At 73.1% G+C, this 17,186-nt stretch carries 17 protein-coding genes and 1 pseudogene; 11 read left to right on the plus strand and 7 right to left on the minus strand.

Annotated elements, in window-relative coordinates:
* The first annotated feature begins 19 nt into the window (after positions 1–19).
* Positions 20–799, plus strand: a complete 780-nt coding sequence (locus ACFY1J_RS22975) for a hypothetical protein (protein ID WP_390710668.1) — start codon at positions 20–22, stop codon at positions 797–799.
* Between the two features lie 28 nt (positions 800–827).
* Here ACFY1J_RS22975 and ACFY1J_RS22980 read toward each other — a convergent pair whose 3' ends face one another.
* Both ACFY1J_RS22980 and ACFY1J_RS22985 read right to left on the minus strand, forming a co-directional pair.
* Positions 828–1,604 carry a putative protein N(5)-glutamine methyltransferase gene (locus tag ACFY1J_RS22980; protein WP_390710667.1) on the minus strand — a complete coding sequence of 259 codons (777 nt, stop codon included), beginning with the start codon at positions 1,602–1,604 and terminating at the stop codon, positions 828–830.
* 291 nt (positions 1,605–1,895) lie between these two features.
* Positions 1,896–2,180 carry a hypothetical protein gene (locus tag ACFY1J_RS22985; protein ID WP_390710666.1) on the minus strand — a complete coding sequence of 95 codons (285 nt, stop codon included), beginning with the start codon at positions 2,178–2,180 and terminating at the stop codon, positions 1,896–1,898.
* Positions 2,181–2,241: 61 nt separating this feature from the next.
* Here ACFY1J_RS22985 and ACFY1J_RS22990 point away from each other — a divergent pair, with 61 nt between their 5' ends.
* Positions 2,242–2,685, plus strand: coding sequence for a MarR family winged helix-turn-helix transcriptional regulator (locus tag ACFY1J_RS22990; protein ID WP_390710665.1), 444 nt, complete (start codon positions 2,242–2,244; stop codon positions 2,683–2,685).
* Between the two features lie 13 nt (positions 2,686–2,698).
* Here ACFY1J_RS22990 and ACFY1J_RS22995 read toward each other — a convergent pair whose 3' ends face one another.
* Positions 2,699–3,439 (minus strand): GNAT family N-acetyltransferase, encoded by a 741-nt coding sequence (locus tag ACFY1J_RS22995; protein WP_390710664.1) that lies wholly within the window; start codon positions 3,437–3,439, stop codon positions 2,699–2,701.
* 259 nt (positions 3,440–3,698) lie between these two features.
* Between ACFY1J_RS22995 and ACFY1J_RS23000 the strand changes: the two genes are divergently transcribed.
* The 6 genes from ACFY1J_RS23000 to ACFY1J_RS23025 all read left to right on the plus strand — a co-directional run bounded on the left by ACFY1J_RS23000 (position 3,699) and on the right by ACFY1J_RS23025 (position 9,142).
* The gene (locus tag ACFY1J_RS23000; protein WP_390710663.1) at positions 3,699–4,304 is read left to right on the plus strand and encodes a sulfite oxidase-like oxidoreductase; all 606 of its coding nucleotides are present in this window, start codon (positions 3,699–3,701) and stop codon (positions 4,302–4,304) included.
* Positions 4,297–5,052 (plus strand): ferredoxin reductase, encoded by a 756-nt coding sequence (locus ACFY1J_RS23005; RefSeq protein WP_390710662.1) that lies wholly within the window; start codon positions 4,297–4,299, stop codon positions 5,050–5,052. Before ACFY1J_RS23000 ends, ACFY1J_RS23005 begins: the two co-directional genes overlap by 8 nt.
* Before the next feature lie 223 nt (positions 5,053–5,275).
* Positions 5,276–5,863 (plus strand): hypothetical protein, encoded by a 588-nt coding sequence (locus ACFY1J_RS23010; protein ID WP_390710661.1) that lies wholly within the window; start codon positions 5,276–5,278, stop codon positions 5,861–5,863.
* A 131-nt stretch (positions 5,864–5,994) separates the two neighbouring features.
* A complete protein-coding gene (locus ACFY1J_RS23015; protein ID WP_390710660.1) occupies positions 5,995–6,963 on the plus strand; it encodes an acetylxylan esterase in 969 nt (322 codons plus the stop codon).
* Positions 6,964–7,101: 138 nt separating this feature from the next.
* Positions 7,102–8,268, plus strand: a complete 1,167-nt coding sequence (locus tag ACFY1J_RS23020; RefSeq protein ID WP_390731787.1) for a serine hydrolase domain-containing protein — start codon at positions 7,102–7,104, stop codon at positions 8,266–8,268.
* Between the two features lie 130 nt (positions 8,269–8,398).
* Positions 8,399–9,142, plus strand: coding sequence for a GntR family transcriptional regulator (locus ACFY1J_RS23025; protein ID WP_390710658.1), 744 nt, complete (start codon positions 8,399–8,401; stop codon positions 9,140–9,142).
* A 27-nt stretch (positions 9,143–9,169) separates the two neighbouring features.
* Here ACFY1J_RS23025 and ACFY1J_RS23030 read toward each other — a convergent pair whose 3' ends face one another.
* The gene (locus tag ACFY1J_RS23030) at positions 9,170–9,895 is read right to left on the minus strand and encodes a class I SAM-dependent methyltransferase (RefSeq protein ID WP_390710657.1); all 726 of its coding nucleotides are present in this window, start codon (positions 9,893–9,895) and stop codon (positions 9,170–9,172) included.
* Between the two features lie 101 nt (positions 9,896–9,996).
* Here ACFY1J_RS23030 and ACFY1J_RS23035 point away from each other — a divergent pair, with 101 nt between their 5' ends.
* Complete coding sequence (locus tag ACFY1J_RS23035; RefSeq protein ID WP_390710656.1) at positions 9,997–10,395, plus strand: nuclear transport factor 2 family protein; 399 nt, start codon at positions 9,997–9,999, stop codon at positions 10,393–10,395.
* Here the strand turns inward: ACFY1J_RS23035 and ACFY1J_RS23040 are convergent.
* Entirely contained in the window at positions 10,364–11,614 is a 1,251-nt protein-coding gene (locus ACFY1J_RS23040; RefSeq protein ID WP_390710655.1) for a cytochrome P450, read from the minus strand. The genes ACFY1J_RS23035 and ACFY1J_RS23040 overlap by 32 nt on opposite strands.
* Positions 11,615–12,175: 561 nt before the next feature.
* On the opposite strand from ACFY1J_RS23040, the gene rho reads away from it, so the two are divergent.
* Complete coding sequence (gene rho / locus ACFY1J_RS23045; protein WP_390710654.1) at positions 12,176–13,324, plus strand: transcription termination factor Rho; 1,149 nt, start codon at positions 12,176–12,178, stop codon at positions 13,322–13,324.
* A gap of 102 nt (positions 13,325–13,426) precedes the next feature.
* Positions 13,427–14,230 (plus strand): annotated as a pseudogene (locus ACFY1J_RS23050) (D-alanyl-D-alanine carboxypeptidase family protein); the annotation flags it as partial.
* A gap of 59 nt (positions 14,231–14,289) precedes the next feature.
* On the opposite strand, the gene ACFY1J_RS23055 reads toward ACFY1J_RS23050, so the two are convergent.
* On the minus strand, positions 14,290–15,666 hold the full coding sequence (locus ACFY1J_RS23055) for a glycosyltransferase 87 family protein (protein ID WP_390710653.1): 1,377 nt from the start codon (positions 15,664–15,666) through the stop codon (positions 14,290–14,292).
* On the minus strand, positions 15,663–17,060 hold the full coding sequence (mptB, locus tag ACFY1J_RS23060; protein ID WP_390710652.1) for a polyprenol phosphomannose-dependent alpha 1,6 mannosyltransferase MptB: 1,398 nt from the start codon (positions 17,058–17,060) through the stop codon (positions 15,663–15,665). Before mptB ends, ACFY1J_RS23055 begins: the two co-directional genes overlap by 4 nt.
* Between the last annotated feature and the right edge of the window lie 126 nt (positions 17,061–17,186).

The following is a 17,186-nucleotide window of genomic DNA, read 5'->3' on the forward strand; positions in this document are numbered from 1 at the left end:
TGGCCGATGGGAGCGAGCAGTGACGCACGAACCGGATCACGGGCACGGCTCCGACGACGGGCCCGCGGAGTCGATCCCGCCGATGCCCCCGCATCCGCCGCGGGCGGCCGGGGAATGGGAAGTGATCGCCGGACCGGGACAGGACCGTGAGCCGGGTCTGCCGCTGCGCGCACGGTGGCGGAGGCAGTCGGCCCGGGTCCGGGCGGTGACCGTGGCGGCCACGGTCGTGGCTCTGGCCCTCGGCGGCACCGTCGCCTACGCCGCCTCCTCGGGCGGGCCGGGCGCCGGCGTCGTACCCGCTGCCGCAGGCTCCCCTTCCGGGTCAGCGGCGCCGGACGGCCATGGACACGGCCCCGGCTTCGGCTGGTTCGGCCTCGGCGGGGGCGGTGTGCACGGCGAGGCGACGGTCAAGGACCGGGACACCGGGAAGTGGGTCGTACGGATCTGGCAGCGGGGCACGGTCGAGAAGGTGGACGGCGACCAGGTCACCGTGAAGAGCGACGACGGCGCCGAGTGGACCTGGACGGTGGGCTCGGACGCCAAGGTGCACCGCGAGGGCTCGTCCGGCAAGGGCGCCGGCGCGCTGGAGAAGGGCGACCAGGCGTTCCTGGCCGGCACGCGCTCCGACAACGGCACGAGGACCGCCGCGGTCGCCATCGCGGGCACCTTCGACCGCGGGGGCATGGGCGAGGGCCGGCACGACGGCCGCTGGGGCTTCCCCGGCCACGGCGGTCCGCGGTGGGGCCACCCGGACCGCACCGCGTCACCGAGTCCGACGGGCAGCGGGGCAACGACCTGAGCCGACACGGCTCGATCCGGGGTGGCGCCTACGGCCGGACGGCGATCACCACGTTGGCGTACAGCTCCTCGGACACTGCAAGGCGGGCGCTCAGGCCGGCCTGGGTGAACGCCTCGACGGCGCTCGGCGCCTGGCGTTCGCTCGTCTCCACCAGGACGCAGCCGCCGGGGGCGAGCCACTGCGGTGCCCCGGTGGCGACCCGGCGCAGGACGCCAAGGCCGTCGGCGCCGCCGTCGAGGGCGACGAGGGGTTCGTGGTCGCGGGCCTCCGCCGGCAGGAGGTCCACCTCGTCCGTGGGGACGTACGGCACGTTCGCCGCGAGGATGCCGACCCGGCCACGCAGGTCGCCGGGCAGCGCGTCGAACAGATCGCCCGTATGGGCAAGACCGCCGAAGGCGGCGATATTGCGCCGGGCGCAGCGCACCGCGGCCGGATCCACGTCGGCGGCGTGCAGCTCCACCCGGCCGAGCGCGGCGGCCAGGGCCGCGCCGACCGCTCCGGAACCGCAGCACAGGTCCACGACGACGGACGCGTGCGGGGCCTGGGCGAGGGCCTGGTCGACCAGGAACTCGGTGCGGCGGCGGGGGACGAAGACGCCCGGTCCCACCGAGATGCGCAGTCCGTGGAACTCGGCCCAGCCGAGGACGTGTTCGAGGGGCAGTCCGGCGACGCGCCGGTCCACCATCGCGGCGAGCTCGTCCGGCGTGCGGGCGGTGGCGAGGATCAGTTCCGCCTCGTCCTCGGCGAAGACACACCCGGCGGCGCGCAGCGCGGAGACGACGGTGACAGGGGAATACGGGGGCATGAGAGCCGAGAGCCTTTCGGAGACCTGGGGCCGAAGGATGCTCTCGTGGTCACCTACTGCCGGTGACCCGCGATACGTCGAGGAGAGAGCACCCGAGCTGACACAGCGGTAATGGGTCCCACCTCCTCGCGGCGCACGGCCGGGACGGTCCGCGGCCGACCGCAACCCTACCCCAACGATCAGACGCCGACGGTCTCTTCGGCCTCCACCTCGGCCTCGTCCGGGACGACCGCCCGCCGCGCGGCCGCCGGCCCCGGCACGGCGAGCGCCGGCGCGGACGCCCCGGCCTGCTCATACGCGGCCGCGATCGCGGTCAGGGCGAGGCCGGCCGGCAGCCATGCCGACGCCGATGAAGATGAAGAGGATGCCCGCGGAGTAGAGCCAGGCCATCCCCCACAGACCGGCGAGGTCGTGGTGGGCGAGGCGGACCAGGAGCTGGGGCGCCTTGCCGCCCGGCACATAAGCACCCGTGATGTCACGGGACTTGAGCCGGTCGACGACCCCGGTCCGGGTGGCGACGGTGCGGACGGCGAACACCATCACCTCGGGCCCGGAGCCGACCACGGCGACGGGCAAGTGGTGGGGCTCCGAGGATTTAAGTTGTACTATACAACTAGGACTGGAGGAGGTAATTCCCGTGACAGCAGCGGAGACGGCCGTCGAGACCATCCAGCGCGAGATGACGATCTTCGCCCGCCGGGCCCGCGCCTCGGCGGGACGCATGCACCCGGAGCTGTCGCTGGTGTCGTACACCCTGCTCGGGCACCTGGAGGAGAGCGGCGGCTGCCGGGCCACCGACCTGGCCGCGCACTACGCCCTGGACAAGTCCACGGTCAGCCGCCAGGTGGCCGCACTGGAGCGGGCCGGGCTGATCGAGCGCCGTACGGACCCGGAGGACCATCGCGTCCAGGTGCTGCATCTGACGGAGGCAGGCGAGGAGATCCTCGCCCAGGTCACCCAGAGCCGCCGGGCCGCCTTCCGGGAGCGGCTCGCACACTGGCCCGAGGAGGACCTGATCCGGTTCGCCGGGTATCTGGAGCGGTACAACGCGGGGCCGGCGCCGGCCGCCGACCCCGACTGAGCTGACGCCCGCCCTACGACACCGGTACGGCTTCCTGGCCGTCCGCAAGCCGCTCCGGCGCCCGGGCCGCGAGGAACGCCGTGCGGCGGCGCAGCCGGAAGCCCAGGGACTCGTAGAGCCGGATGGCGTGGGTGTTGCGCGCGCCGGTGTGCAGGAACGGCGTCTCCCCGCGCTCCCGGATGCCGTGCGCGACGGCGAGGATCAGCCGGGTCGCCAGGCCCTCGCCGCGGAAGGCGGGGTCGGTGCAGACCCCGCTGATCTCGGTCCAGCCGGGCGGACGGAGCCGCTCCCCCGCCATGGCGACCAGCGCGCCGCTACGGCGTATGCCCAGGTAGGTGCCGAGTTCGATGGTGCGGGGCAGGAACGGTCCGGGCCGGGTGCGCTCGACCAGATCGAGCATCTCGGGCACGTCGGCGGCACCGAGGCGGACCGCCTCCGCGTGTGGCGCGCCGACCACTGCGTCGTCCACGAGCTGTACGCCCTCCACCCGGAAGGTGATCTCCCAGTCGGCGGGGACACGCCCCCGGAAGCCTGGCAGCGGTACCTCGGCGCCCGGCCCGGCCAGCGCGGCGAGGTCGGCCCAGTCGTCCGCGTCGGGCTCGGCGGGCAGCGCGAGCCACGGGGACACGTCGACCGGGTAGCGCAGCACACGCCCGCGCCGCTCGGCGAAGTGCGCGTGCGGGCCGGTCAGGGAGGCGAGGGCGGGGTTGTCGAGGACGTGCGGGGCGCCGCCGACGAGACGGGGGTCGCTCATGCGGCGACTGCCTCGGCCGCACCAAAGCCCCCGCCGGCCGCCTCGGTCTCCGGTCCGCCGTACCGCGTGCACACATACGCCTCGGGCATCTGCTTCCTCACTCTCCCCACGCTGCCGCCGGGGCGGTCGATCCCGGCACTCAGCGCCAAGGGCGAACGCGCGAGGGCTATTCCCGGACCCGTGCAGACTTCGTACAGCCGCCGTGAACGGGCCGCTGACCAGGGACGGAGCACCGGCGGCGACAGCGTACGGTTGAAGCATGAACGTCACCCGAGGCTTCACCGGGCGCCCCCGTGTCGCCAACGCCGGGCTGCCACCCGGCCAGTACGACGCGGGCGACGACTGGCCCGTCCTGTCCGCCGAGGTCACCCCCGACCTCGCGCCCGCCGACTGGTCCTTCCGCGTGGACGGACTGGTCGCAAAGCCGCGGACCTGGGACTGGGACGAGGCGCACGCCCTGCCCGAGTCGGTGTACGAGGGCGACATCCACTGCGTGACGAGCTGGTCGAAGTTCGGGGTGCGGTTCGGAGGTGTCTCGCTGGACGCATTCCTCAGTGTGGTGCGGCCCCATGGGTCCGCCACACATGCCGTGGCCTATTCGCACACCGGCTATACGTCCGGGCTTCCGCTCGCGGACCTCACCGACGGACGCGCCTGGATCGCCTGGGAGTACGACGGCAGGCCGCTCGCGGCCGAGCACGGCGGACCGGCACGGCTGCTGGTGCCGCACCTGTACTTCTGGAAGAGCGCCAAGTGGATCGCGGGCCTCACCCTGCTCGACCACGACGCGCCGGGCTTCTGGGAGCAGAACGGATACCACGCGCGCGGCAACCCCTGGGAGGAGCAGCGGTACTCCGGTGACTGAGAGCTTCACTCCCCCCACCCGTTTCGCGGTGCCGGGGCGCATCGCGGTCAGCAGCCAGGCCGCGACGGTGTGGCAGCCGGCCACCCTCACGGAGATCCGGCGCGAGACCCCGCACGCCGCCACCTTCCGGTTCGCGGTGCCGCACTGGGCGGGGCATCTGCCCGGGCAGCATCTGATGCTGCGGCTCACCGCCGAGGACGGCTATGTGGCGCAGCGCCACTATTCGATCGCGTCGGCACCCGACGACTCCGGGCACATCGAGCTGACCCTGGATCATGTCGAGGGCGGCGAGGTCTCCGGCTGGTTCCACACGGTGGCCAGGCCGGGCGACACCGTCGAGGTGCGCGGCCCGCTGAGCGGTTTCTTCGCCTGGCCCGGCGACCGGCCCGCGCTGCTGATCGGCGCCGGTTCCGGAGTCGTACCGCTGATGTCGATGGTGCGGCACCACCGCGCGAGCGGCCTCACCGTGCCGCTGCGGCTGCTGGTGTCCGCGCGCGGCCCCGAGGAGCTGATCTACGCACGCGAGCTCGGCGCGGAGACGACACCGGTGTTCACCCGTAGCGCGCCGGACGGTGCGCCGGTGGGACGTATGGCCGCCGCACATGTGGCGCCGCTCCTGGCCGAGCAGCCTCCCGGTGGGTGGGAGGCCTATGTGTGCGGCTCCAACGGGTTCGCCGAGCATGCCTCACGGCTGCTCGTGGCGGCGGGCCAGCCCGTGGACCGTATCCGCATCGAACGCTTCGGCTGACCTCGCACCGTTTCCGGCAGACCCGCAGACCCGCAGACCCGCAGACCCGCAGACCCGCAGACCCGCAGACCCGCAGACCGGCACGCCGGGATGCCAGCGGGTGTCGAGCGTCGCTGTGGACGGCCTTGTCACGCTCGGTCCCTCCGGCGAGGTGAGCCGACTGCGCCGTACGGGGTACCACTTGGGTGTGGACGCTCGCATGGGTGACTGCGAGGAGGTCGACATGCGAACCCGGGTTCGCGGCTGGCGCTGGCGGTACAACCCGCTGCGGCGCCGGTCGGACGTCGTGGAGGCGTGGACCGCGCTGACCGTCGCCGTGCTGCTGCTGGTCGGTGCGCCCCTGGCCGGTGCGCTGGTGGGCCTGTGGGCCCACGAGGGGGCCCGGACGGTGGCCGCGGCGCAGCGGGCCGAGCGGCATCGCGTCCATGCCGAGGTGATCGGCGGCACGCCCCGGCAGCTCCCCTCGGTGCAGACCGGCCGGCACCACCCCTACCGGGCGACGGTGCGCTGGAGGGAACAGCCGGGCGCGGCGGCCCGCACGGCCGTGGCGCGGGTCCCGGCGGGCACGCGCCAGGGTGATGTGGTGGACGTGTGGTTCGACTCACGGGGACGCGGTGTCGCCCCACCGCCGAACGACGTGGCGGTCTGGCAGCACACCGTCTCCGTCGGCGTGTGCGCGGCCGGCGGCGCGGCGGCCGTCACCCTCGTCGGCCACGGCGTCATACGCCGGATCTCGCTCCGCCACCGGATGTCCGAGTGGGAACGCGAGTGGGCGCGCACGGGCCCGGAGTGGACCCGCTGGACGGCATGAGCCGGGGCGTATGAGCCAAGGCGGAGGAACCGGGGTGTACGCCGGCGCGGGAGACGCGGGCCTTTCGGCTCCTCCGACCACCCACGTACGGTGTGATCATCCGCAGGATCACTCCTCAAAGGCGGTTGCCGATGGCCCTGTTCGACCTTCCTCTCGACGAGCTCCGTGAGTACCGCAGCGAGTCCACGGAGCCCGAGGACTTCGACGCCTTCTGGTCCAAGACGCTCCAGGAGGCACGCGAGCACGACCTGGACGCCCGCTTCGAACCGGTCGACGCCGGTCTGGCCACGGTGCGGGTGTACGACGTGACGTTCGCGGGGTTCGGCGGCCACCCGGTCAAGGGCTGGCTGCTCCTGCCCGCCGGGGCCGAGGAGCCGCTGCCCGTGGTGGTGGAGTTCGTGGGCTACGGCGGAGGGCGCGGACTGCCGCACGAGCACCTGCTGTGGGCGTCGACGGGCCGGGCGCACTTCGTGATGGACACCCGCGGCCAGGGCAGCGCCTGGGGCGGCGGGGGCGGCACCGCCGACCCGGTGGGCGGCGCTCCGGCGTACCCCGGATTCATGACGCGGGGCATCGACGCGCCCGAGAACTACTACTACCGGCGGGTGTTCACGGACGCGGTGCGCGCGGTCGAGGCGGCCCGCTCGCACCCCCTGACGGACGCGGCGCGCACGGTGGCGCTCGGTTCGAGCCAGGGGGGCGGGATCACCCTCGCGGTGGGCGGTCTGGTCCCCGACCTGGTGGCGGTCGCCCCGAACGTGCCGTTCCTGTGCGACTACCCGCGCGCGACGACGCTGACGGACCGTCACCCGTACCGGGAGATAGCCCTCTACCTCAAGACGCACCGCGGCCGGTTCGACGACGTGCTGCGTACGCTCTCCTACTTCGACGGCGTCCACTTCGCGTCCCGCGGCCGTAGCCCCGCGCTGTTCTCGACGGCGCTGGAGGACCAGACGTGCCCCCCGTCGACGGTCTTCGCCGCCTTCAATGCCTGGGCGCACGACGACAAGGCGATCGAGGTGTACGACTTCAACGACCACGAGGGCGGCGGCCCCTTCCACCAGGCCGAGCAGATGCGCTGGCTGCGGTCGCACGCCTGAGCGGCGCCCGACGGGCAGGGGAAGCCGGTGTTCCTCTGACCGGCCGACGCCTTCCCTCCAGTCCGACCAGTCGGTACGTTCAGGGGGCCCGGACCGCAGCAGCGCGGCCCGGGCTTCCCCTGCGACGACGGAGGGCCCATGTCCGAGCACGAGCCAGACGTTCACGGTCACTGCGACGCGCGCTTCGCGGCGGTGCGGCTGGCGTTCGAGGAGAACTTCCGGGACCGGGACGAACTGGGTGCCGCGGTGGCGGTGACGGTCGACGGCGAGACGGTGGTCGACCTGTGGGGCGGCTGGGCGGACGCGGCACGCACGCGCGCGTGGGAGCGGGACACCGTGGTCAACATCTGGTCGACGACGAAGGGACCGACGGCGCTGTGCGCGCACATCCTCGCCGACCGGGGACTCGTCGACCTGGACGCGCCGGTGGCCGCGTACTGGCCCGAGTTCGCCGCCGCAGGAAAGGAGAAGGTCCTCGTACGGCATCTGCTGTCGCACCGGGCCGGGTTGTCCGGCCTGCGGGAACCGCACTCGCTGGAGCAGCTCTACGACTGGGAGCTGACGACCGCGCGGCTCGCGGCGACGGAGCCCTGGTGGGAGCCGGGGACCGTGTCCGGGTACCACGCCCTGACCTACGGCCACCTCGTCGGCGAGGTCGTACGGCGGGTCTCGGGGCTGCGTCCCGGGGCCTTCCTGGAGCGGGAGGTGACCGGGCCGCTCGGGATCGACTTCACCATCGGCCTGCCGCCGGGGGAGTCCGGGCGGGCGGCCGAGCTGGTGCATCCGCGGGCCGTGAGCTCCAGCGAACAGGCCGCGATCTTCAGCCAGTTGACGCCGGCCGCGATCGCGGCGCTGACCAATCCGCTCGCCGGCGCCGCCGAGGCCAACACGCCCGCGTGGCGGGCGGCCGAGATCCCGGCCGCCAATGGCCACGGCACGGCGCGGGCCGTGGCCGCGCTGTACGGCGTCTTCGCCGGACGGGGCACCTACGGCGGCCGGCGCATCCTGTCCGCCGAGGCGACCGAGCGGGTGCGCGAGGGGCAGGGCAGCTGTCGCGACCTCGTACTCGGGGCCGGTTTCGAGCACGAGACGGAGGTCGGGCTCGGCCTGTGGCTCAGCGGACCGAACGGTTCGTACGGACCCGATCCGCGGGCTTTCGGACATGACGGCTTCGGCGGCTCCTGCGGTCTTGCCGACCCGGACGCCGGGGTGTCGATGGGCTACACGATGAACCGGATGGGGCCTCATATCGCCGACGACCCACGGAAGATGGCGCTGGTCGACGCCCTGTACCGAGCGCTCTGACCCGGACCGCGGGCGGTTCGGTTTCGGCCGAACCGCCGGGCTGCTCTTCCCTGATGGTTTAGACCAATGCTAGATGTGGTCGCGCAATGAGCCCGCACGGCTACGTCTTGTGACCAACAGGAGGCGCGGCATGGCCCGCACCACCCCTCACGACCACCCGCAGACCGACGACCAGCCCCTGTACTGGCGGATCGCGACGAAGCTCCTGGCGGAGCTGCGCGACGGAACCGTACCGCCGGGTGAACGGCTGCCGGGCGAGCGGCAGTTGGCCGAGCACTTCGGGGTCAGCAGGGAGACCGTCAGGCAGGCGCTGGAGGTGCTGCGGCGGGACGGTCTGGTCGCCACCGACCGCCGGGGCAGCCACGCCACACTGGCCGGGCGGCCGGTGGAGGACCCGGTGTCCCTCGCCTTCCCGGTGGGCGTCCGGAGCGCGGACCCGAGTGCGGTCGACCGGGCCACCGTGACCTGGGAGGCACCGCCGCCGGAGCATGCCGCGGCCCTGGGGCTCGCCCCGCACCGGCCGACCCTGGTGCACCGCTACGAGTCCGCCGCGCCCGACGGCCGCACCCTGCGTGCCGCGGTGACGTCCTTCTCGGCGGTGGCGCTGTCCGAGGTGGAGGAGCTGGGCCGGTACCGCGACCGTGCCGACGGGTCGGCCGCCGCGCAGTTGCGGCGGGCCTACGACTGGATGCGCAGGGCGGGCCTGGCCCTGCACCACCGGGACTCCATCACCCACGCCACCGACGCCGCCTCGGTCCGGGTGACCCGGCGCGTGCACGACCAGTACGCCCGTCCGCTGGAGATCACCGACCTGGTGGTGGACGCCCAACAGGACGCGCTGATCTACGAGTTCACGCTGCCGGCGGCGGGCTGACCACGCCCGCGCCAGGCACGCCGCAGGCTACGGCAGCCGTCGCGCCACCACGAGCCGGGCGCGGGGGCTGCCGTCGTCGCGCCGTCCGAACTCGGGCAGGGGGTACAGGTCCACCGCGAATCCGGCGCGTTCCAGCTCCCCGAGCACACTCCCGAACCGCAGCGCCCGGTAGTACATGACGAAGGGCGGCCGCCACACCGCGTTGCGCACCCGCATGACCGTGTCGAAGCCGAGCAGGATCCAGAATCCCGGACGGGACGGACGGGGCGGGGCGAGCACGGGGAACGCGAAACGCCCGCCCGGCCGCAGTACCGAGCGGACCTGGGCGAACAGCCCCGGCAGCTCGCGCGGCAGGAAGTGCCCGAAGGCCCCGAAGCTCACCACCAGGTCGAAGGCGGACGCGAACGGCAGGGCACGGGCGTCCGCGCGCACCCAGGCGGTCCGCGGCTCCTCGGGACGGGGCTGCCGCCGGGCGACGTCGAGCATCCCGGCACTGAAGTCGACGCCTGTGACGCTCTCCCGGCACACCCGCGCCAGCACGTCCGTCCCGGCGCCGGTGCCGCAGCACAGGTCGAGCCCGTCCGCGAAGGGGCCGAGCCCGGTGAGCGCCTCGGCGACGGATTCCAGCACCGAGTCCGGCGTACGGAAGGGGGTGTGGTCGAACTTGGGCGCCAGCAGGTCGTAGCCGCGCTCGACGGACGACAGGGCCTGGACGGCGAGCTCGCGGAGGCTGGGTCCTTCGGGGCTGAACATTCGGCCAGCCTAGGGGGGCGGTGCTGTTCCTGTGGACACGGTAACGGGTGCAGCCTATTCTCATCGGCATCTAATCAACTAATTGACTATGAGGTGAGCCGATGCGAGCGTTCCGTGAAGCGGTCGAGGCCCGCGATCTCGATGCCGTCGAGGCGCTGCTGGCGCAGGACGTCGTCTTCACCAGCCCGGTCGTGTTCAAGCCGTACTCCGGCAAGGCCATCACGGCGGCGATCCTGCGCGGGGTCCTGCGGGTCTTCGAGGACTTCCGGTACGACCGTGAGCTCGCCGGCGCCGACGGCCGCGACCACGCGCTGGTGTTCACCACCCGGGTCGGCGACCGGGAGATCAACGGCTGCGACTTCATCCATGTGAACGAGGAAGGCCTGATCGACGAGTTCATGGTCATGGTGCGCCCGCTGTCGGGCGCCCAGGCCCTGGCGGAGGCCATGGGCGCGCAGTTCCACCTGATCACCGAGGAGGCGGAGGCGCGATCGGCCTGAGCGCAGCGCCCCGCAGACGCACAGGAAGGGTCCGCACACTGTTGCCGACGAAACTGGCGTGACGGGTCAGCTCGCCCTCGGGCACGGCGAGGTCCAGGCCGGGGAAGCGGGTGAACAACCGCTCCAGTGCGACGGTGGCCTCCAGCCGGGCCAGCGGCGCGCCCAGACAGTAGTGGGCGCCGTGCCCGAGCGAGAGGTTCCGTACGGCGTCCGGGCGGGCGGCGCGGGTGACGTCGAACCGGTCGGCGTCCGGCCCGTGCGCGGCGCGGTCGCGCCCTGCGGCGGAGTACCCTGCGAGCACGGGCGTGCCACGGGGGATGAGGGTGCCTTCCAGGGTCAGGTCCCGTACGGGATACCGGAACGGGAAGTAGCTGACGGGAGCGTCCCAGCGCAGCGTCTCCTCGACGACGTCCAGCCAGCTCGCCTCCCCCTTCCGGACGAGGGCGAGCTGACCGGGGTGGCCGCACAGGGCCCGTACGGCGTTGGTGATCAGGTTCAGCGTGGTCTCGTGCCCGGCGATGATCATCAGCACCAGGGTGCCGATCAGCTCCTCCTGGCCCAGCCGGTCGCCCTCCTCATCGCGGGCGGCGATCAGGGCGCTGGTGAGGTCGTCCCCGGGCCGCTCGGCCTTGGCCGCGGCGATGGCGGCCAGGATGCCGACGAGTTCACGGTTGGCGGCGACGGCCTCGCGAGGGCCGATGTCGGTGGCCACGACCTGGCTGCACAGATGGTGCAGCCGGTCCCGGAACTCCGCTTCGACGCCGAGGAGTTCACTGATGACGCCCATCGGCAGCGGCAGCGCGAAGTGCCGCCTGAGATCGGCGACCCCGTCACCCGCCTGCGCGGCCCGCGCAAGGTCGTCGAGCAGCGAGGCCGTCAACTCCTCGATCCGGGGCCGCAGTTCCTCGACCCGGCGGGGCGTGAAGGCCCGGCTCACCAGCGACCGCAGCCTGCGGTGGTCGTCGCCGTCGGCGGTGGTCATGCCCCGCACGGTCGCGAAGGTCGCGAGCGGCCAGCCCTCGGCGATCCGTCCCTCGCGCAGTGCGGTGAAGTGCCGTGCGTCCTTGGCGACATCGGGGTGCTGAAGGAACTCCTTGAGCGCCTCGTGCCCGAGTACGGCCATCCCCTCGATGTCTCCCGGCAGCACGACCGGCGCCACGGCACCGCGCGCCAGCAACCGCGCGTTGTCGGCGTGCGGGCAGCCGCCGCCGGGGTTCATACGGTGCGGCGGTGATGGGGGTACCTCCCATGCCTTTCGGGCTATGGGGGGGAGGGCGAGGTCTCCACCGGGTGCTCTCCTGAGGGCCGTACGACCGGACGCGACGTGCCCGATCGTAAACGCACCCGACCTGTTTCCGAACCGGGATTCACGTCAACTCACGCTCAGGACGGCCACGCCGTCACCTGCCTGTTCGCAAGTGCTTCGGCTGCGTCCGCGATCTTGCGCCTGTCTCATCCGGCCGACGCGGAATAGCTCGCGCCGACAGCGCGTTGAGACAACTGATCGGCGCGCCGCCGCATCGAGTGGTACTCTGCGGTCAGCACCTGTGTACGCCCCCTTGTGGGCGCCGGTGCCAGTTCTTCTTCATCACTCCGATCCGTCCGTCGATTCCGGTCGGCGCGCATCGGTTTCCCAGCACCACCTCGCGTCTCTCGTGGCCAGGCGTGTCCGAGCGCGTCCGAGGTGCTGTTCCCGCCGCCCGGAGGCACGGACGTACGCCTCCCTCTCGCGGCCCTCTCCCCCCTTTCCTCAAGTCTTCCGTCCGTGAAAGGACCATCGATGACCACCACACTCGAACAGCCCCCTGTACAGCAGCAGCCCGCGACGCCCCGGACCGTCACCGGTGTCCTCGACATCGACGCCGGCGGAAAGGGGTACCTGCGCGCCGAGAGCTGCCTGCCCTCACCCTCCGACCCCCAGGTCGGTGCCGCACTGATCCGCCGTCACGGACTGCGCAAGGGCGACCTCGTCGAGGGCGTCCGCGCAGCGCAACGCTCGCTCACCGAGGTCGGGCGCGTGAACGGCCGTACGCCCGAGGAACTGCGCGGCCGCCGGCACTTTGGGGACCTCACTCCCCTGCACCCTCGCGAGCGGATCCGCCTCGAACACCCGGCCTCCGGCCTGGCCGGACGCGTCACCGACCTGTTCGCGCCCGTCGGCAAGGGCCAGCGCGGGCTCGTCGTGGCCCCGCCGAAGACCGGCAAGACCGTGCTGCTCCAGCAGATCGCGGCCGCCGTCGCCGGCAATCACCCCGAGTGCCACCTGATGGTGGTGCTGCTCGACGAGCGTCCCGAGGAGGTCACCGAGATGCGGCGCTCCGTGCGCGGCCAGGTGTACGCCTCGACCTTCGACCGGGCGCCCAAGCAGCACATCGCGCTCGCGGAACTCGTGATCGAACGGGCCAAGCGGCTCGTCGAGGACGGCGAGGACGTCGTCGTCCTCCTCGACTCCCTCACCCGGCTGTGCCGGGCCCACAACAACGCGGCGGCCTCCGGTGGCCGCACCCTCAGCGGCGGCGTCGACGCGGCGGCGCTGCTCGGCCCCAAGCGGTTCTTCGGCGCCGCGCGCCGGGCCGAGGAGGGCGGCTCGCTCACCATCCTCGCCACCGCCCTGGTGGACACGGGCTCGCGTGCCGACGGCTTCTACTTCGAGGAGCTCAAGAGCACCGGCAACATGGAGCTCCGCCTGGACCGGGAACTCGCCTCCCGCCGGGTGTTCCCGGCCGTCGAACTCGGCACGTCCGGCACCCGCCGTGAGGAACTCCTGCTCTCCCCGGCCGAGTTGACGGCCGTACGGGGCCTGCGCCGGGCCCTGCAGTCCCGGGACGGCGGCCCGGCGAACCTGGAGACCCTGCTGGAGCGGATGCGCGGGACCCCGGACAACGCGACCTTCCTGCGCCGCGTCCAGCCGACGCTGCCGGCGGGCTAGCGCACGGGCTCGCCGTACGGCCCGTGCGGCATCCGGGTTGTCGCTGACACCGTCCGGCCCTGGCAGCGCGCTGAACAGCAGCACCGTTTCTACGTTGACCATATGACTATCGGATTCTCATCCCGGGTGGCCGTGTCAGCCTGTGCCCTGTGCGTGGCGGGCGTCCTCGCACTCACGCCCGCTGCGGCCGCCTCCCGCACCGGAACGGCGGTACCGCAGCCGGCGGTCCTGTACCGGTCCGGCACACAGGTCAGAGCGCACCCCGGGGTGCCCGAGGTCCCGGCGGTCTCCGCGCTGTCGTGGCTGGTGGCCGACGTCGGCACCGGCGAGGTGCTGGCCGCGAGCGACGCGCACCGCAAGCTGCCGCCCGCCAGCACCCTGAAGACGCTGTTCGCCCTCACCGTGCTGCCCGTCCTGCCCGGCGGCATCCAGCACACGGTGCGGCAGCAGGAACTGGCGGACGTCGGCGAGGGCAGCAGCCTGGTCGGGGTCGTCGAGGGACAGACGTACCGGGTTTCCGACCTGTGGCGCGGGGTCTTCCTCAGTTCGGGCAACGACGCCGTGCACGTGCTGGCCTCGCTCAACGGCGGCGTGCGCGGCACCGTCGCCGGCATGCAGGCCAAGGCCCGCGCCCTGGGAGCCCTGGACACCCATGTCGTCTCGCCCGACGGGTACGACGCGCCCGGCCAGGTGTCCTCGGCCTACGACCTGGCGGTCTTCGGCCGGGCCGGACTGCACAACGCCGACTTCGCCCGGTACTGCGCCACCGTCGACGCCCGGTTCCCGGACGGCGCGGGGTCCTTCGACATCGAGAACACCAACCGGCTGCTCACCGGCGAGGACGGCGTGGCGCGCTACCCCGGTCTGATCGGCGTCAAGAACGGCTACACCAGCAACGCCGGCAACACTCTGGTCGCCGCCGCCCACCATGGCGGCCGCACGCTCGTGGTGACGGTGATGAACCCTCAGGAGGGCGGCGGGTTCGCCGTGTACGAGGAGGCGCGCGCACTGCTGGACTGGGGTTTCGCGGCCGCCGGGCGGGTCGATCCGGTGGGCTCGCTGGACGGGCTGCGGGCGAAGTCCTCGTCGGCCACGGGCGCGGTGGCGGCGGCCGCGTCCTCGGCTCCCGACGACGATTCCGACTGGCCCGGCACCGGCGTCATCGCCGGCGCCGCCGGTCTCGGCGCCGGGGCCTTGGCGCTGGCGCTGCGGGTCAAGGGCGGCCGGTCCGCGCGCGGCTGACCGGCCGGCAGCCCGAGGAGCAGGCCCAGCGTGATCCACGTATAGGTGTTGCTGCCGAGGAATCCGTCGATGCCGGAGGCGTCCTCGAACCACAGCCACACCACGCTGGTGCACAGCACCGCGTACAGGGCGCCCGCCACCCTCGGGTGCCCGGCCCGGACCAGCACGGCGAAGGACGGCAGCAGCCACACCAGGTGGTGCACCCAGGTGATCGGGCTGACCAGACAGGCGGCGAGACCGGTGAGGGCGAAGGCGGCCGTCCAGTCCCCCGCGGCGACGGCCCGGCGCGTCCGCCACGCCCACAGGCACAGCACGAGCAGGACCGCCGTCGCCCACAACGGGCGGTCCGCAGCGCCCAGCCGGGCCAGTACGCCCTGCAGCGACTGGTTGGACACATAGTCGAGGCGGCCCACCCGGCCGGTGTCCCACAGCGCCTCGGTCCAGTAGAAGCGCGAGGCCCCGGGATCGGCCAGGGCCGCGAGCACGGTCGCGGCCACGGCGACCCCGGTGGCCAGACCCGCGGCCCGCCACCGGCGGGCGAGCAGCAGCAGCCCGATGAAGAGGGCGGGCGTGAGCTTGATCGCGGCGGCGAGGCCGATCCCGACACCTGCCCAGCGGCTGCGGCCGGTCGCCAGCAGCAGTCCGTCGCCCAGCACGAGTGCCAGCAGCAGGAGGTTCACCTGGCCGAAACTGAAGGTGTCGCGGAGCGGTTCGTACAGCGCGAGCCCGCAGGCGGCCAGCGCCCAGCCGTACCACCCGTACCGTCGCCACTCGGTTCCGGCCAGGATGCGCAGCACGAAGGCCAGCGCGGCCAGGTTGAGCAGCACGGAGGCGACGATCGCCGTGCGCAGTCCCACGAAGGCCATCGGCAGCATGACGAGGGCGGCGAACGGTGGATAGGTGAAGCCGTAGGCCGTCCCGGGCACCAGGTAGTCGTAGATCCGGCCGCCGTGGTGGACCCAGGTGTTCACCGTTCCGTAGTAGACCCGCAGGTCGAACCAGTCGCGCGGCAGCGGCACGGTCGCCGTGAACACGGTGACGACGGCAGCGAGGACGACGATCAGGACCAGTCGGCCGCGTTCGGTCTGGGGCGCTCTCATGCCGTACGTCCCAGCGCCGGGGCCTGCGCCGCCTGGTGGGCCTGCCACAGGACGACCACCGCGAGCACGCCGCCGGAGACGGCGAGCACCAGTTGGCCGATGTCCGCGGGCCCGCCGCTGGGCAGGACGGCAAGCGCGAGCACCCCTGCCAGGGCGGCCACCCGGTGCCGTACCGACGTAGTACTCGGCGCGGCGGCCGCGATCAGGAACAGGCCCCACAGGGCGTACCAGGGGCGGATCGCCGGACCGAAGGCGGCCACCGCCAGCAGGCTCAGCCCGAGCGCGTACACCGGTCGCGGGCGCAGCCGCAGCCAGATGAACAGGACGGCGACGGCGGTGACCACGAGGCCGAGTGTGTGCCAGACGGGAATGGCCAGCGGCGCCAGATCGCTGCCGAGGTGGTCGAGCAGGGCGCCGGTGGCCCGGCCGAGCAGGCTGGTGAGCGCCCAGTTGTGCGCGGACACGGGGGTGTCCAGGGCGCCTATCCAGCCGTAGCCCGTGCCGGCGACGGCTGTGGCGGCAACCGTGGTGGCAGCGGCGGCGGCGCTCGTCGTCAGGATCGCCCGCGCCGGACTTCGGCCCGCCCGCACCTGGACGACCACGATCGCCAGCAGGCCGAGCGCGGCGGGTGCCTTGACCAGCGCGGCAAGGGTGACGAGCACGGCACCCAGGACGGGCCACCGGCCGAGCGCGGCGACCAGGCCGACCCCGAGCAGGCCCAGCATGATGGCGTCGTTGTGGGCGCCCGCGACCAGGTGGAGCAGGACCAGCGGGTTGAGGGCGCCCAGCCACAGGGCCGCGGCCGGGTCGGCACCGCTGTGCCGGGCCAGACGGGGCAGCGCGGCCGCCATCAGGGCCACCCCGAGCAGGGCGACGAGCCTCATCCCGACGAGTCCGGCGGGGAGTTCGCCGCGGGTCAGTCCGGACAGGGCCGAGGCCATGGCCAGGAACGCGGGGCCGTACGGGGCTCCGGTGTTGCGCCACACGGGGGCGACCTCGTCGGCCAGCGGACCGCCGAGCACGGCGGGCCCGTGCGCATACACGTCCATGTGCGCGTCGACCATGGCACCCTGCGCGAGATAGCTGTACACGTCCCGGCTGAACAGCGGCGGTGCGAGCAGCAGCGGGGCCGCCCAGACGGCCAGGACGAGCAGCAGCGCACGCGGGGCCGGCGGCTCGGGGCTGCGGACGAGACGGCCGAGCAGCAACCAGGCCGCGATCAGCAGGACGACGCCGAAGTACACCCCGACCAGGCCCAGGGCCGCCTGCGCCGAGGCGGGGGCCAGCAGTTCCCGGACGGGCAGGGCGCCGGCGCTCTCACCCCCCAGCGCGAGGAAGGCGGTGCCGGCCAGACCGAGTATCTGGCAGCGGCGGAGATCGACGGGAAAAGCCATGGCCAACACTGGGGAAGCGTGTCAACGCCGAATGGCCGGAAGGCGACGCCCCACCCTCCGGCGGGCAGCCTGCACGTGACCGGAGCGTGATCGGCGACGGAAAACGGCTGGAACGCCGCAACGGAA

The organism is Streptomyces sp. NPDC001406, assembly GCF_042895285.1.
Lineage (GTDB): Bacteria > Actinomycetota > Actinomycetes > Streptomycetales > Streptomycetaceae > Streptomyces.

Excerpts from the sequence above, each read along its gene's own strand:
- ACFY1J_RS22980 (WP_390710667.1), bottom strand. The coding sequence starts at position 1,604 with ATGCCCCCGTATTCCCCTGTCACCGTCGTCTCCGCGCTGCGCGCCGCC.
- ACFY1J_RS22995 (WP_390710664.1), bottom strand. The coding sequence starts at position 3,439 with ATGAGCGACCCCCGTCTCGTCGGCGGCGCCCCGCACGTCCTCGACAAC.
- ACFY1J_RS23000 (WP_390710663.1), top strand. The coding sequence starts at position 3,699 with ATGAACGTCACCCGAGGCTTCACCGGGCGCCCCCGTGTCGCCAACGCC.
- ACFY1J_RS23010 (WP_390710661.1), top strand. The coding sequence starts at position 5,276 with ATGCGAACCCGGGTTCGCGGCTGGCGCTGGCGGTACAACCCGCTGCGG.
- ACFY1J_RS23015 (WP_390710660.1), top strand. The coding sequence starts at position 5,995 with ATGGCCCTGTTCGACCTTCCTCTCGACGAGCTCCGTGAGTACCGCAGC.
- ACFY1J_RS23020 (WP_390731787.1), top strand. The coding sequence starts at position 7,102 with ATGTCCGAGCACGAGCCAGACGTTCACGGTCACTGCGACGCGCGCTTC.
- ACFY1J_RS23025 (WP_390710658.1), top strand. The coding sequence starts at position 8,399 with ATGGCCCGCACCACCCCTCACGACCACCCGCAGACCGACGACCAGCCC.
- ACFY1J_RS23030 (WP_390710657.1), bottom strand. The coding sequence starts at position 9,895 with ATGTTCAGCCCCGAAGGACCCAGCCTCCGCGAGCTCGCCGTCCAGGCC.
- ACFY1J_RS23035 (WP_390710656.1), top strand. The coding sequence starts at position 9,997 with ATGCGAGCGTTCCGTGAAGCGGTCGAGGCCCGCGATCTCGATGCCGTC.
- ACFY1J_RS23040 (WP_390710655.1), bottom strand. The coding sequence starts at position 11,614 with ATGAACCCCGGCGGCGGCTGCCCGCACGCCGACAACGCGCGGTTGCTG.
- rho (WP_390710654.1), top strand. The coding sequence starts at position 12,176 with ATGACCACCACACTCGAACAGCCCCCTGTACAGCAGCAGCCCGCGACG.
- ACFY1J_RS23055 (WP_390710653.1), bottom strand. The coding sequence starts at position 15,666 with ATGAGAGCGCCCCAGACCGAACGCGGCCGACTGGTCCTGATCGTCGTC.
- mptB (WP_390710652.1), bottom strand. The coding sequence starts at position 17,060 with ATGGCTTTTCCCGTCGATCTCCGCCGCTGCCAGATACTCGGTCTGGCC.